At 42.4% G+C, this 13894-nt stretch carries 14 protein-coding genes and 1 tRNA gene; 8 read left to right on the top strand and 7 right to left on the bottom strand.

The genetic code is table 11. The features are described 5' to 3' along the window. Positions 1-45: 45 nt before the first annotated feature. Together VMUT_RS03760 and VMUT_RS03755 are read right to left on the bottom strand one after the other, a co-directional pair. A complete protein-coding gene (locus tag VMUT_RS03760; RefSeq protein WP_013604101.1) occupies positions 46-759 on the bottom strand; it encodes an acetate--CoA ligase family protein in 714 nt (237 codons plus the stop codon). Then, positions 750-2204 carry an acetate--CoA ligase family protein gene (locus VMUT_RS03755; RefSeq protein WP_013604100.1) on the bottom strand — a complete coding sequence of 485 codons (1455 nt, stop codon included), beginning with the start codon at positions 2202-2204 and terminating at the stop codon, positions 750-752. The genes VMUT_RS03760 and VMUT_RS03755 overlap by 10 nt, the downstream gene beginning before the upstream one ends. Before the next feature lie 196 nt (positions 2205-2400). On the opposite strand from VMUT_RS03755, the gene VMUT_RS03750 reads away from it, so the two are divergent. Next, positions 2401-3720, top strand: a complete 1320-nt coding sequence (locus VMUT_RS03750; protein WP_013604099.1) for an aspartate aminotransferase family protein — start codon at positions 2401-2403, stop codon at positions 3718-3720. 34 nt (positions 3721-3754) lie between these two features. On the opposite strand, the gene trxA is transcribed toward VMUT_RS03750, so the two are convergent. Then, the gene (gene trxA, locus VMUT_RS03745) at positions 3755-4177 is read right to left on the bottom strand and encodes a thioredoxin (RefSeq protein ID WP_013604098.1); all 423 of its coding nucleotides are present in this window, start codon (positions 4175-4177) and stop codon (positions 3755-3757) included. A gap of 238 nt (positions 4178-4415) precedes the next feature. On the opposite strand from trxA, the gene VMUT_RS03740 reads away from it, so the two are divergent. From VMUT_RS03740 to VMUT_RS03730, 3 genes are all read left to right on the top strand, one after another. Continuing rightward, a tRNA-Asp gene (locus VMUT_RS03740) sits at positions 4416-4493 on the top strand. A gap of 374 nt (positions 4494-4867) precedes the next feature. Beyond that, positions 4868-5650, top strand: a complete 783-nt coding sequence (locus tag VMUT_RS03735) for a sulfide-dependent adenosine diphosphate thiazole synthase (protein ID WP_013604097.1) — start codon at positions 4868-4870, stop codon at positions 5648-5650. A gap of 61 nt (positions 5651-5711) precedes the next feature. Beyond that, positions 5712-6602 carry an inorganic phosphate transporter gene (locus VMUT_RS03730; protein WP_013604096.1) on the top strand — a complete coding sequence of 297 codons (891 nt, stop codon included), beginning with the start codon at positions 5712-5714 and terminating at the stop codon, positions 6600-6602. Here VMUT_RS03730 and VMUT_RS03725 read toward each other — a convergent pair. The 3 genes from VMUT_RS03725 to VMUT_RS03715 all read right to left on the bottom strand — a co-directional run bounded on the left by VMUT_RS03725 (position 6599) and on the right by VMUT_RS03715 (position 8942). Continuing rightward, entirely contained in the window at positions 6599-7669 is a 1071-nt protein-coding gene (locus VMUT_RS03725) for a sn-glycerol-1-phosphate dehydrogenase (RefSeq protein ID WP_048056852.1), read from the bottom strand. The two genes, VMUT_RS03730 and VMUT_RS03725, sit on opposite strands and share 4 nt — an antisense overlap. Before the next feature lie 92 nt (positions 7670-7761). Continuing rightward, the gene (locus VMUT_RS03720) at positions 7762-8286 is read right to left on the bottom strand and encodes a DJ-1/PfpI family protein (protein WP_013604094.1); all 525 of its coding nucleotides are present in this window, start codon (positions 8284-8286) and stop codon (positions 7762-7764) included. Positions 8287-8342: 56 nt separating this feature from the next. After that, positions 8343-8942, bottom strand: a complete 600-nt coding sequence (locus VMUT_RS03715) for an adenylate kinase (RefSeq protein WP_013604093.1) — start codon at positions 8940-8942, stop codon at positions 8343-8345. Between the two features lie 355 nt (positions 8943-9297). On the opposite strand from VMUT_RS03715, the gene VMUT_RS03710 reads away from it, so the two are divergent. After that, positions 9298-10500: a glycosyltransferase family 4 protein gene (locus tag VMUT_RS03710; protein ID WP_013604092.1), complete on the top strand. Its 1203-nt coding sequence runs from the start codon at positions 9298-9300 to the stop codon at positions 10498-10500. Positions 10501-10538: 38 nt separating this feature from the next. Here the strand turns inward: VMUT_RS03710 and VMUT_RS12625 are convergent, their stop codons facing one another. Further along, entirely contained in the window at positions 10539-10688 is a 150-nt protein-coding gene (locus tag VMUT_RS12625) for a DUF4147 domain-containing protein (RefSeq protein ID WP_237699709.1), read from the bottom strand. Positions 10689-11146: 458 nt separating this feature from the next. Here VMUT_RS12625 and VMUT_RS03705 point away from each other — a divergent pair, with 458 nt between their 5' ends. Genes VMUT_RS03705 through VMUT_RS03695 form a run of 3 tightly spaced genes read left to right on the top strand, consistent with a single transcriptional unit; the run spans position 11147 to position 13880 of the window. Then, positions 11147-11341, top strand: coding sequence for a 30S ribosomal protein S27ae (locus VMUT_RS03705; RefSeq protein WP_013604090.1), 195 nt, complete (start codon positions 11147-11149; stop codon positions 11339-11341). 46 nt (positions 11342-11387) lie between these two features. Then, on the top strand, positions 11388-12491 hold the full coding sequence (locus tag VMUT_RS03700) for a mandelate racemase/muconate lactonizing enzyme family protein (RefSeq protein ID WP_013604089.1): 1104 nt from the start codon (positions 11388-11390) through the stop codon (positions 12489-12491). A 45-nt stretch (positions 12492-12536) separates the two neighbouring features. Next, entirely contained in the window at positions 12537-13880 is a 1344-nt protein-coding gene (locus tag VMUT_RS03695; protein ID WP_013604088.1) for a UbiD family decarboxylase, read from the top strand. The last annotated feature ends 14 nt before the right edge of the window (positions 13881-13894 follow it).

Below are 13894 nucleotides of genomic sequence, written 5' to 3'. Positions count from 1 at the left end.
CAAGACAAGAGGCACGGCATTAATTTTAAACCTAACTCACGTAGATTACACTGATCTGATTATGAATCTGGCGTCGGCTGCGTAAGCCCCCTTACCCCTCTCAAGTACAATGACTGGGTTTAGATCGGCCTCAACAATGTTTGGGTTGTCGGATAGGAGTTCTGAGAACTTCGTTATTACATATATTATGGCTTCCTCATCCCTGGCAGGCATGTTCCTATAACCATTAAATAATCGATAGCCCTTTATTTCCCTAACCATTGCCCTGGCATCCTCCTCGGTAATAGGCACTATCCTAAAGCTCACGTCCTGTAGAACCTCGACCATAATACCACCAAGACCAAAGGCTATTACATGACCGAAAATTGGATCCTTTGTGGCGCCAATTATTGTCTCCAAACCCTCAGGCACCATCCTCTGTATTAGGAAACCACTGATTCTGGCATATGGGGCCTTTTCCTTAATATTATTCTTAATTCTATCACAGGCGTTCCTAAGTTCATCATCATTATTTATATTGAGAATGACACCACCAACATCGGATTTATGGATTATGTCTGGAGAAACAACCTTAAGTACCACTGGGTAACCTATGTCCTTAACAACCTTAAGCGCCTCATTAACATCCTGAACAAGTGCAAAGTCAGGAACTGGTATGTTATACTGCCTAAGAAGCTCAAAGGATTCATGTTCGAGTAATTTATACCTGCCCTCCTCAAGGGCCTTAGCAACTATTGGGTTCATAACCCTCACCACCATTCCTTAGCTACGCCTTTTATCTTTGAGTATTCATATAAGGCCCACAGTGCCTTTGCAGCTCTATGAGGCGCATGGTAAACAGGAATGCCATTCTCCTCTAGATTACTCTCGAACTTGGCCACGTATTCATTACCACCAAAGCTAACAACAACTATTGGTTTATTGAATCTCTTGGCCTCAATTATGTAATTGCCCAGGTTTATTGATAAACCAGGTATTTGCATTAGGGCTATTATTAACGCCATATCTACATAACTCGTTGGTAGTACTGTGTCTAGCACGAATTTGTACATGGCATCCGTGGCACTACCCGTCAAGTCAATTGGATTACGAGTAACGGATAATGGAGGTAACTGCTTCCTCAAGATTTCCTGAAGACTCTCAGATAATTCCGGTACTTGTAGTCCACGTATGTCCAAGGCATCCACAGACTGTATACCCATACCGCCACTGTCCGTTATCACCAATACCCTGTTACCCCTTGGCAATGGTTGCGTTGCCAATGCCTTAGCCATATCAAATGCATCAGTTAAGTTATCAGCCTCTATGACATTAGCCTGCCTAAGCATCGCATGGTATATCTCGTAATTACCCGCCAATGCCGCTGTGTGGGACTTAACGGCTCCCGTGGCTGCCTTAGTCCTGCCCGCCTTATAAGTAACAATTGGCTTAACGCTGGATACCTCCTTCATCACCTCAAGGAGTTTCTTACCCTCTCCAATATACTTCAGTCCTTCCATGTACATAACAATAACCTTAACCCTATTATCCTTAGCAAAGTACTCAAGGAGCTCAGACTCGTTAATGTCCAGTTTATTTCCATAGTTAACGGCGAGGCCTACCCCAATATTCCTCCTGGCTGCCCAATCAAGTATTGCACCAGCCACAGCACCACTCTGGCTTATAAGAGCCACAGGACCTGGCTTAGGCCTACCCATCCTATCCTCAGGCAGGAAGAATGTGTCTAGGCCATTAAATGCATTGTAAACACCAATACAATTAGGTCCAAGTACTCTAATGCGGTTTTGAACAACTCTTCTGAGCTCCTCCTCGAGCTTTGCCCCATCCTCACCAACCTCACTAAAACCACCACTAATTATTATGACAATCCTAACACCCTTCTTGATGCATTCATCAGCGACCTTAGGCACTGCAGGTGCTGGGACTGCTATGACTGCCAGGTCAATATTGTCTTGAATATCAAGTATTGATTTATAGTATTTAATGCCATTAACTTCATCATACTTAGGATTAACTAGGTAAACCTTACCCTTAAACCTAGTGAGCAGGTTCTTAGTTATTACACCACCAACACTATTCTCCCTGGGCGTGGCTCCGATAATTGCCACCGATTTTGGATTAAATAATAAGTCAAGAGGTGAGGCAGTTACTAATGACACTTCAGCAATCTTACCCTCTTGTGATTGTGCCTTCTGTTCCTCCATAAGAACCGGACGCAATTCACGCTTATTCTTAAAAACCTTTCTAGATATATAAATAATCTATGTATTTTTATAGACTGAACACCTTAATGGAAAAATCTTAAAGAAAAATAGAGAATTTTAGGAAAACATATTATATATCTTATAGAGGAAGTAGTTAATAGATTAAGCTTAAAAGGAGAAACATTTAATTAACTCGATGGGAAGATCCGAGGAAATCCTTAAGGAACTGGACGAATATTTAATGACGAATATATACCCAACCCATAAGATCGTCGTCAGGGAGGCCCGCGATATTTATGTTTATGATGTTGATGGGAATACGTACTTAGACTTCATGACCGTAGTAACCACGGCATTGCTTGGCCATAATCCACCAGGTCTCGCTGATGCTATTGCTGAAACGGCCAAGCGATTAATAGCTGGCAATGGTTATAATTGGTACACTGAGGAGCTACTAAACGCCGCGAAGGCAGTACTAGGCCTCTTCCCTGATAAGGCAATGTATAATAAGGTTCACTTCAAGTTAAGTGGTTCTGAGGGTATTGAATTAGCGCTGAAGATTGCAAAGAGGTATACTAAGAGCACATACGTGATGTACCTAATGGGTGGCTATCACGGTAGGACATACCTAACCGGTTCATACCATGGAATGAGGAGAAAGGAGTATGGCCCATTACCATCAGGTACATTAATAGCTCCATTCCCATACCCATACAGGTGTCCATTTGGCGAAATGGCACCCGAGGAATGCAGCAAGGCAGCCGTCGAGACTATTGAGTATTACATAAATTATGTCGCCATTAAAGACGCTTGTTGTTTAGTGACTGAACCAATACAGGGTGTTGGTGGTATCGTAGTACCGCCTATGAATTTCTTCGAGAAGCTCAAGAAGGTATTGGATACATACGGCATATTACTAGTATTTGATGAAGTTCAAACGGGTATGGGTAGGACAGGCACCACCTGGGCCTTTGAACAATTTAACGTTAAGCCTGACATTGTCGTAGCTGCTAAGGGAATGACTGGTGGATTGCCGGCATCAGCTGTAGTCACTAGGAAGGAATTATCATCGGTAATGCAACTAAATGATGAGCATTCGACCTTTGGCGCATCAGCGTTAATAATGGCTGCTGTGAAGGCGACAATTGATTATTATAACATACATAAGGAGGAATTATTAAGTAATGCCAAGAAAATGGGCGAGTATGCGATGAAGAGGTTGATGGAGCTCTATGATAAGCATCCACTCATTGGTGAGGTCAGGGGATTAGGACTCATGATCGGTATTGAACTTGTTAAGAACAGGAAGACTAAGGAGCCAGCGACGAAGGAAACAAGTGACGTATGCCTTAATAGAGCATTGAAAAGAGGCGTACTCTTCGTGACCAGTGGTTGGAATGGTAACGTCATTAGGTTCGCACCGCCACTAACTGTTAAGCAGGAACATATTGATAAGGCGATAGATGTACTCGATAAATCACTAGGTGAAGTAGAGAGGGAGGAGAATATCAAGTAATTAACCATGATCTTGTTAAATGTAATTTAAATCATTAATTCTCGCTAAGGATTCTCCTTATCTTATCAGCAATTATCTTCTTGGGCACTGCACCAATCACGAAGTCCACAGGTTCACCATTCCTAAATATGATGACCGTAGGCAGACTCATTACATCATACTTTGCCGCAACATCAGGCCACTCCTGCGTATTTAACCTACCAAAACCAACACAAGGCATCTCCTTAGCTAAGGCCTTTAGGATAGGCTCGAGTAAAAAGCATGGAGCGCACCAGGGTGCCCAAAAGTCCACAACCACAACCCTCTTACTCCTGATAAAATTATCAAAATTATCCGCATCCAACTCAACAGGCTCATTACCAACCGCCCTAGCTAATTCCCTAGCTCTCCTTTCCAATAACTTATTCAATTCATCATCCTCCTTATTATTTACATTACTTGTATTATTCACCGTCATACCAAGACAAAAAATCGGCAATTTAAAGTGTTTACTCAGTCAGTAATTAGACAGGAAACGACTAAATAGAGACCCACACATAATAGAGCACGTACTTTAAGGAAGATTTACATCCAAGGGTCTTTTCTTTATGTTCCTGCTTTTGTTTAAAATGCAAAATAGAATTCAAATAGAATACCAATCTTAATACCATAACGAGCCAAAAAATTTAAAACTTCCTCAAGCCTTTCCACCATAAGCCCCGGTGGTATAGCCCGGTCTAGTATGGCGGCCTGTCGAGCCGCAGACCCGGGTTCAAATCCCGGCCGGGGCGCCAAAGTGTTAAAGAAATTGAAATTTTATTATTATTTGCGGTTTTGTTTTGAGCCTATGGGCCTTGGGTGGGGTTGTTAGCTGTTTAATAAGTTAGCCATTGCCCTGGTTATTACCCTATGTTCTTTTGATGTTGCGCTTGGTCATTATCTCATTAAACGTATTTCTAAAGTTCTGGGTGTTTCCTTATTTTTCCTATGTTCACGTAGACTTTGAGACAGCCACTTTGTTTCTTCAGCTTAACCTTCTCATGTGGGCACCAGGTAAGTTTTGATTTTAATCAGGATGCTACGTGCTTAATTACTCCTTTCTTCATGAACTTTATCGGGGGAATTAATTTATAACTTGTTTATTTGTAAATAATAACTTGGTGATTGCATGGTGGGAGTATCAATCTCGGAGTCAAGCATTACCCGTGCGATAATGAGGAGCGCCTTGAAAATACTTGATGAGTATTCAAGCGTTGATGTTGCTATTGTTGGTGCCGGTCCCTCAGGCATGACCGCGGCTTATTATCTGGCAAAGGCTGGTTTGAAGACAATAGTTCTTGAGAGAAGGTTGTCATTTGGTGGTGGTATCGGTGGCGCTGCAAGCCACTTACCAAGCATAGTCATTGAGTACCCAGCCTCTGAGATCCTAAGTAAGGACTTTGGCATTAGGCTTCAGGACATGGGCGATGGATTATTCACCATTGACCCTGCTGAATTAATTGTCAAGTTGGCTGTTAAGGCTATGGATGCTGGAACAAAGTTCCTTCTTGGAATCCACGTTGAGGATGTTATAACTAGGGACAATCCACCTAGAGTTGCTGGTCTAGCTGTTTATTGGTCAACAATACAGATGGCCAATATGCATACGGACCCGTTCTTCATAGAAGCCAAAGCCGTGGTTGATGCTACGGGGCATGATGCAGAAATCGCTAATGTAACCGCCAGGAAGAATCCTAACATGGGATTGAAGGTACTTGGTGAACGCTCAGCAAATGCCGCAATTGCTGAGGACTTAGTCGTCAAATACACAGGTAAGGTCGTGAATGGCCTTTACGTGACTGGTATGGCCGTTGCTGCCGTTTACGGATTGCCGAGGATGGGGCCAATATTTGGTTCAATGATTATGAGCGGGAAGAGGGTGGCTGAATTAATAATTAATGATTTAAAGTAGTGCATTTTGCATACATAGAATAGTTGAATTTAAAAGTAGAGAGCGTTTCTTGTTTATTAGTATGACGTATACGTTGATAGTGAACTACGCATTAGCGTTTTTGCTTTCATTTTTAGTATCCGGGAATAATTTATCGGCTAATGCTGGAGCTGCCGTGGGTTCTAGGTCAATTGATTATAAATATGCCTTAGTAATTGCGTTACTTGGTTATGTACTTGGATTATGGTTGCAGGGTACTTATATGAAGTCCAATATAGTGAGTGGTGATGTGGCCCTGGTGGCTATGGCGGTTGCCATAGTTATATTCATAATTGGTGAGGGAATGAAAGTCCCAATGTCACTAACAGGCTCCTTATACGCAAGCCTAGTCGGTGCTTCATTTGCACTAGGCCACATAATGAGCAATGCAGTTTTTGTACTTAGTTATTGGTTATCCCTGCCTATAATAGTAATGTTTCTCTCATATATTCTTTACAAATTTCTTAGCGCATTTTCGAGAATATCATTCAGGCACATAGGTATTTATAGGGCATTATCCATACTAACAGTCTTTCTACTCTCATTCTCCTTTGGTGCAAATAACCTTGGATTACTATGGGCATTATTAGGCTTTAGTTATAGAGGCCTATTACTAATAATCATTAGTTCAATGATGGGTGTTTTATTGATTGGTTGGAGAACACTATATAGACTTAGTACTGGCTTATTCACAATAGGCCCATTAACCAGCTTTACTGTGCAATTGTTCTCATTTATTGCCATGGAGATTGGCACTCTCTATTCTGTGCCCATGCCCGTCACCGTAACGACATCATTCGGTCTAGTTGGTGTTGGAGCTGCGCATAGATTCAGAATAATAAACCTTAGATACTTCAATGAGTTAATACTCGGCTTCATAGCATCAATAATCGTAGGCCTAATATTCAGCTACCTGCTAATTAAGGTTATTTAAGCAATACCTGTAATCTCGATTAGGTTTTCGGCGGCTTTACGAGACAAGCCCGCTCCTAATATAGTAAATCTATCAGGCCTAACGTTATGTGCCATTGTTAATGCCTCAATTATTATTTCCCTATCAAGACCAAGATCCTTAGCCGTAACGGGTATATTTAAGCTCTGTAGGAACGACCTTATCCTCCTCCACCTCATACCATGTAGATACGCCATCATTATTGCACCAAGTGCCACCTGCTCTCCATGCAGTGCAGGTCTGAACCCCCTTTCCCTCGCTAGTAAATCTATAGCATGACTGAATAGGTGCTCGGAACCACTACACGGCCTTGAGCTACCGGCAATTGCCATAGCGACACCACAACCAAGTAGCGCCTTTACAACTATCCTCACACTCTCCTCGCCATGTATCTTCAACCTATCCCTATTCCTAAGGACTATCAACGCGCTATCCCTTGCAAGGGCTGCGGCGTATTCGCTGAATTCCTCGCCCTTAACTCTAACGGCTAGTTCCCAGTCCTTAACAGCTATTAACTTACCAATCAATTCACCAACACCAGCCAGTAGGTACCTCCTTGGAGCTTCAAGTATTATTGACGTATCTGCAATAATGGCTATTGGAGTTCTCTGAACCTTGCCGAGACCGTACTTATTAAGATCTAACTGAAGTATGTGTGATACATAAGGGCTTGCTATACCGTCGTGAGACGCTATCGTGGGTATTGACACGTATGGTGCATTCATTATGTGAGCCATGGCCTTACCGAAATCAATTATCCTACCACCACCTAGGGCTATTATATAATCAACAATGTGGGCATACTTATTCGATAATTCAATAATTCCCTCAGGACTTATTTCACTAATCTCCTCAACATCACAAATCCTACACTCAATCTTATCAATTAAGTGCTTGCCAAAGTGAGGACCAATGAGAATTAACCCTCTTAATCCATTAAGTCCAATTTTACTTAATATTTCAGGAACCTTACTAATGGCGTTGGGTCCAAATACCACGACTCGGGGAATCTCATACATTTCCAGTGATTTACGTTGTGGTGAAGCCATTACTAGTTAAGGCGAGGTATATGGTAATTTAAACTATTCCTTGCTCTTATCAATGATATGATGCTTAATATCATGAAAACTATGAAACGTATTTATTTGCTAAGTGCCTTGGTGAGCGATTCCACTGTTACTTTCTTCAGGGTTATTATACTGCCATCGATCACAAAATTGTCATTAATATACTCAACACCATTATTCCTGAGTATGGTTATTAAGTCCGTCGTTGGGTAAACAGTTGCCTTCTTACCCTTTAGTAAACCCAGCTTGGCTGCATAGGCTGGTGTTGCCAGGGGTAGTATCGTTGTTTTACCACCATTTACCGATTGAGTAAGTATTTCCTCAAAAACCTCCTTATTAACCATGGGCTTAACTCTACCAGGTATTTCCTTACCGGTACTGGCGTAGTAGGCCCAATAACCACCTATATAGATTACGGCGTCATAATTACTGAGAATACCCTCACTTAATCCACCTGTGAGATCAATGTCGAAGTTTACATTCACGGATTTACTTACTAACCCCGTACTAACTTCCATACCTAATTGTCTAAGTGCCTGTACCGCCATTGAGTACTCCCCCTTATATGATACATCAGCAACGATTATTAAAGCCTTCATACAAGCCTTCGAAATGTCATACTATTTTAAGTATTTCGCGCCTTGATAGGAAAGAATTATTTACTTGAACCTCTACTCCTCATTATTAAATCAACAACAAACTTAGCAGCTATCTCAGCATGCTCAAAGGGCTTCGACTGGGGTTTCCTCCTAAAGTCAAGTATATAAACGGTACACTCCCCTGCATTAGCTGCTGCAAAGGCGTAATACCTATTGGCTAATTGATGCATTTCAATATCCTCAGGCGACTCAGACTCTCTATCCCTAAGCCCCACGTCCTTAGCCCTCCTCTCCATTATATCCTTTGGATCAAACTCCATAAGTACAATTGCATCCGGCTTTAACTTCGTTATTATCCTATCAGGAAGACCTGGATAAAAGCCTCCTTGTACTCGAATACTTGCGTGAGTATCTATAATTACATCACCAGGTAATTTCGCGATCTCCTCAGCAGCAAGCTCCTGAACCTTCCTATACTCCTCAACTGGTAATTTCCTCCTCATATCGTCCCTATTGGTAATTCCATAATGCTTCTTCGCGATCTCAAGCATATAATCACCATAATTTACTATCGCTATGTCAGGCAGCATCTCCTTAACGAACTTTAACGTTGTTGATTTACCACTACCCGGCACAGCAACAAGTATAATCTTCACGTACTAAGACCACTTTTCATTAATTTTAAATTTTATTACACGGCATTCACTGCAGACCTTGCTTTAAATAGCGTAGGAAATAATGCCCGTAACGATGTACTAAATTAAGTTCTAATTCTCGAACCTCTTCAAGGACCTTGCCAGTTTATTATTAAGATCAAGAAGAATCATTGAGTACTTAAGGGTATCTATGGTAAGGGTCTCGATATTAGGACCAAGAGACCAAGGCGCTAAGGGTCATGATATAGGGAAGTAAGGTATTTACAAGGGAATTGAAAAGAGTGAAAAGACATATTATCCCTGAAATGAATTACCTTAAATTAACTTTAAATAAATATGTCACAAAAAATACTCCGTGGTAATACACGTATTAATGCTCAGTTGGGAATATCCACCTCATATGGTTGGTGGATTGGGAAGGCATGTTTATCACATTACTAGGCATTTGGTTAGTGATGGTGTTGATACTACCGTGATGAGTATATCATTACCTGGCGTACTACCTTTTGAGGAAGTCGATGGGGTTCACGTTAGGAGAGTTGATCCATTTAGGTTTCGATCAACTGGCTTTATTACGTGGGTGTTGAATTTCAATGAGGAAATGATTGAGGAGGCCCTTAGGCTATATGACGAATGGGGGTTTGATTTGATTCATGTTCATGATTGGTTAACGGGACCTGCTGGAATAGTGCTTAAGCATGTATTACGTAAGCCCTTAATAGCTACGATACACGCTACTGAGGTTGGTAGGCGTGGTGGTATTCATAATGAGGAACAATTCATAATTCATTCATGGGAATGGAGAACCACTTACGAGGCTTGGAAGGTCATTGTTTGCAGTAATTACATGCTTAATGAGGTTTCGATGGTGCATGGAATTCCAAAGGATAAATTGATAATGATTCCCAATGGCATTGACATATCCTACATAGACTCCGTCAAAGTAAGGCCTGGCTTCAGGGACCTCTACGCAATGCCTAATGAAAGGATCATAGTTTTTGTCGGTAGGTTGGTACATGAGAAGGGTCCTGACCTGGTACTTGCGGCATTTAAGGAATTGCTTAAGTGGGATTGGAATTTGAAACTTCTTATTGTTGGTGATGGGCCAATGAGGGAGTACCTGATGGGACTTGCACATGATTGGGGTATTTGGAACAAGGTTTACTTCACTGGTAGGGTTGATGATGAGACATTATACTCAATATTAAAGGTCTCAGACTTGGCAATATTACCCAGTAGGTATGAACCCTTTGGAATAACGATACTCGAGGCCATGGCTACCGAATTAGCCGTAATAACCACAAGGATTGGTGGGCCTGATGAGATTGTACGCGATTGGTATAACGGCGTTAAAGTAACGCCCAACAATGTTGATGAGATAATTAATGTAGCCAAGATCTTGCTTAGTAATGATGAATTGAGGAGAAGCATAGCAAGGAACGCAAGGGAATCCGTACTTAAGTGGTACACCTGGGATAGGATTGCCCGCTGGACAAAGAAGGTTTACCAAGACGTGCTTGAGGAGTATGAAAATGCGAAGTGGGTATCAATGTGGTGATGATTTGTCAGGAAGGAAGACTTTGGTCGAAATATCTATTAAGGGCTTGAGTTATCCCAAAGACCCCTATTCCTCAGTATGGTTGTGGCGTCTTTATACGTGGTTGGGTCGGAAACCGTTGGTCCACTGGCCACGGTCCTCAAGACCCAGACCCTTAATAGGTACCTCAACGAGGACAGAACTGCCACCACTCTAATTCTGAAATTAATGAGAACTGTGAATCTTTAAACTTACATGGTGGATCCTGGGCGGGCAGTTTAGGTTCGCCATTGCTTTTGTTATCGCCTTCGCCCTCTTTTACACCCCAACCAGGAAATGAATACACACAACAATAACGCCCAGGCCCACCAAACTTACACTGCATAGGAGCCCTTTAAAACCACTAAAAGTACCCAACACAGAACAAAAGCCATCGAACCCCATCACTAAGAAACAAAGCAATAAGCAATTATGTAAAGATATGAATAAGCGCCTATATTATTCAATAAGAAATCAACAACTCTTCACGTATCATAAAACGATTCTTACATCACGGCTCAGCCCTGGCCACATTAATCATCGCAAGCAGTAAATCAGTAAGTCCCTTATAAGGTTTTATGGCTCACCACGACGAAGGAAAAATCTTTATAAGGGATGCGTTAAGCCCATGACTGTGCCAAAGGAGATTAAGGCAAGGGCGCACACGTGGTATGAGGTTGATTATGAGAAGGGTACCATAAAGTTTCTTAGGAGGATTTGTCCAAGGTGCGGTTCAGTAATGGCTTATCACAAGGTCCCAGTGCCGAGATGGACCTGCGGTAAATGTGGATACACAATATTCGAGCAAGCCAGGGCTCGATAAAAACTAACAAATCATATTTATTAAGTTGTTTATACCTTCATTAGGCGTGAAGATTAGGGAGGTTAGGGTTGGGGTTTTTAGGGCTGGTCTTGAGATCCCAGACTTCGGGTCTGCCAATGACATGGTTGTCGTTAAAGTTATTGGTGAGGATGGTAGTGAAGGGATTGGTTATGTGACCGATTATCATCACATCAAGGAGGGCGTATACTTCTCAGACCTACTTGCAGAGTTCATTAGGAGGGTTATTGCAAGGTTTGTTGTTGGTAGGGATACCACGGAGTATGAGGCAATTTGGGATGAGTTGTTCCAGAGGTTGACTAGGTGGGGTAGGAGGGGTTTCGTGATCCATGCAATTAGTGGTGTTGACATAGCCATCTGGGACTTACTGGCTAAGGAGGCTAATAAGCCACTTTGGAGATTGCTCGGTGGTTATAGGAGTGAGGTGACTACATACGCAAACACGGCCCATCAACTACCGCCTAAGGAGCTTGCGGCTAAGGCCCTTGAGTATGTTAAGCAAGGCTTTGATGCTGTTAAGATTAGGGGTTCGTTAACGGCCGTCAGTCCTGAGGAGGCTACTGAGCGTATTAAGGCCGTTAGGGAGGCTGTCGGGCCTGATGTTAAGTTAATGGTTGATCTGAACGGAACCTATGACCTAAACCTGGCAATGAGAATGTGTAGGGGATGGGAGAAGTATGAGCTGTTCTGGATTGAGGAGCCTGTGCACCCTGACAATCTCGAGGGCTATAAAAGATTGAAGAGGGTTTGCGGTATACCAATTGCTGCCGGTGAGCAGCACCACACAATTTACGACTTCAAGCTACTACTCGAGAGTGAGGCCGTGGATATAGTCCAGCCCGACGTAGGCCATGTCGGTGGAATTACTGAGTGGCTCAGGGTTTGGGCCCTCGCCAGGGCTTATGGGATACCTGTCTCACCACACCTAATGCCAATAGTCAGTGCCCACCTCGTTGCCGCTAAGCCAGGTACCATGTGGATTGAGTACACGGCACCCGATAACCCACTTAGGAGCGCCATATTTGATGTGTTTGACGAGCCTAAATCAATAATGTATGCAAAGAATGGTAAGGTCTACGTACCGGAGACACCGGGCATAGGCATAAAACTAAAACCACAACATCAATTCTGAATAGCGCGGTAAAATTATTTTACTAAAAGCCTTAGCGTTAAATTAATGGACTTAAGGAAATACATAGCTGACTTAAGGAGCGCAGGTATGTTAAAACTCATTAACGAGGAATTAAGTATTAACTATGAAATACCTTACGTAATCACGAAGTTCGACAAAGGACCTGCCCTAGAATTTACTAATGTGCGTGAGTTCAGGACTGCCCATGTTGTAGGTAATGTCGTTAATACTAGGGATAAGATATACAGGGCTCTCAATGTGAAAAGTGACGTTGAATTTTATAAGAAACTTCTTTGGGCCGAGGAGGTTGCTTCTTCGTATAAGACCATGGAAACAAACAACGTGGTTTATGAACCATTACCCAATGTTGATTTAACGAGGATACCCATACCTAGGTACTTTGAGTTAGAGCCAGGGCCTTGCTTAACGAGTGCCGTTGTTGTTGGAATGGATGTCAAAGACGGCATTTTAAACGCAAGCATTCATAGACTTACCCCAATAGGGCCTGATAAGTTTGTTATTAGGCTTGTACCTAGGCATTTATACAGAATATACGTGAGGAATAGGGAGCTTGGTAAGGACACGCCCATATCAATTTCATGGGGTTTACACCCAGCCCTACTACTTGCTGCTGCATCATCACCACCCTTTGGAATCTTCGAATTAAATATTGCGAATGCATTGCTAGACGGTTCACTCAGGATCAAGGTCTTAGATAATGGAGTACCTGCGCCTGCGTATGCTGAGGTCGTTATGGAGGGCTACATATCAGCTAGGGAAACAACTAAGGAGGGCCCCTGTATGGACGTACTCGGTACTTATGATGAAGTTAGGGAACAACCTGTTGTTAGAATAACAAGAATCTATATAAGGAGAGACAGCCCATTAATCGCACAGGCATTGGTGGCTGGTTATTCTGAGCATAAACTCTTAATGGGAATTGAGAAGGAGGCAAAGATTTGGCAGTTCGTTAGTAATGTTGTGCCTGAGGTTAAGGCTGTTAGGCTGACCGATGGTGGATGCGGATGGTTACACGCAGTTGTGGCCATTAGGAAGCAGAGCGATGGTGATCCTAAGAACGCAATTATGGCAGCCTTTACTGCGCATCCAAGCCTTAAGCATGTCGTAATTGTTGATGAAGACATAAATGTAGATGACCTAAATGAGATTGAGTGGGCGATTGCAACGAGATTCAGGGCTGATGAGGACTTAGTACTCATTAAGTACGCTAGGGGGTCTACCCTCGATCCTGTGGCTCTTGATCCCGTACAGGGCATAACCACTAAGATGGGTATTGATGCCACAAGACCTCTCAATTCCGATATTAATAGATTTAAGAGAGGCATTATTCCTGCTTCTATTGATTTAAATAAAATAAAATTGGAGTAGGTATACGTTTACTT

Source organism: Vulcanisaeta moutnovskia 768-28 (assembly GCF_000190315.1).
Lineage (GTDB): Archaea > Thermoproteota > Thermoprotei > Thermoproteales > Thermocladiaceae > Vulcanisaeta > Vulcanisaeta moutnovskia.
This window is presented reverse-complemented; position numbering and strand designations above follow the sequence as displayed.

Bases quoted from the DNA above. Each gene is read 5' to 3' on its own strand.
- VMUT_RS03760 (WP_013604101.1), bottom strand. From the start codon at position 759: ATGGTGGTGAGGGTTATGAACCCAATAGTTGCTAAGGCCCTTGAGGAG.
- VMUT_RS03755 (WP_013604100.1), bottom strand. From the start codon at position 2,204: ATGGAGGAACAGAAGGCACAATCACAAGAGGGTAAGATTGCTGAAGTG.
- VMUT_RS03750 (WP_013604099.1), top strand. From the start codon at position 2,401: ATGGGAAGATCCGAGGAAATCCTTAAGGAACTGGACGAATATTTAATG.
- trxA (WP_013604098.1), bottom strand. From the start codon at position 4,177: ATGACGGTGAATAATACAAGTAATGTAAATAATAAGGAGGATGATGAA.
- VMUT_RS03735 (WP_013604097.1), top strand. From the start codon at position 4,868: ATGGTGGGAGTATCAATCTCGGAGTCAAGCATTACCCGTGCGATAATG.
- VMUT_RS03730 (WP_013604096.1), top strand. From the start codon at position 5,712: ATGACGTATACGTTGATAGTGAACTACGCATTAGCGTTTTTGCTTTCA.
- VMUT_RS03725 (WP_048056852.1), bottom strand. From the start codon at position 7,669: ATGGCTTCACCACAACGTAAATCACTGGAAATGTATGAGATTCCCCGA.
- VMUT_RS03720 (WP_013604094.1), bottom strand. From the start codon at position 8,286: ATGAAGGCTTTAATAATCGTTGCTGATGTATCATATAAGGGGGAGTAC.
- VMUT_RS03705 (WP_013604090.1), top strand. From the start codon at position 11,147: ATGACTGTGCCAAAGGAGATTAAGGCAAGGGCGCACACGTGGTATGAG.
- VMUT_RS03695 (WP_013604088.1), top strand. From the start codon at position 12,537: ATGGACTTAAGGAAATACATAGCTGACTTAAGGAGCGCAGGTATGTTA.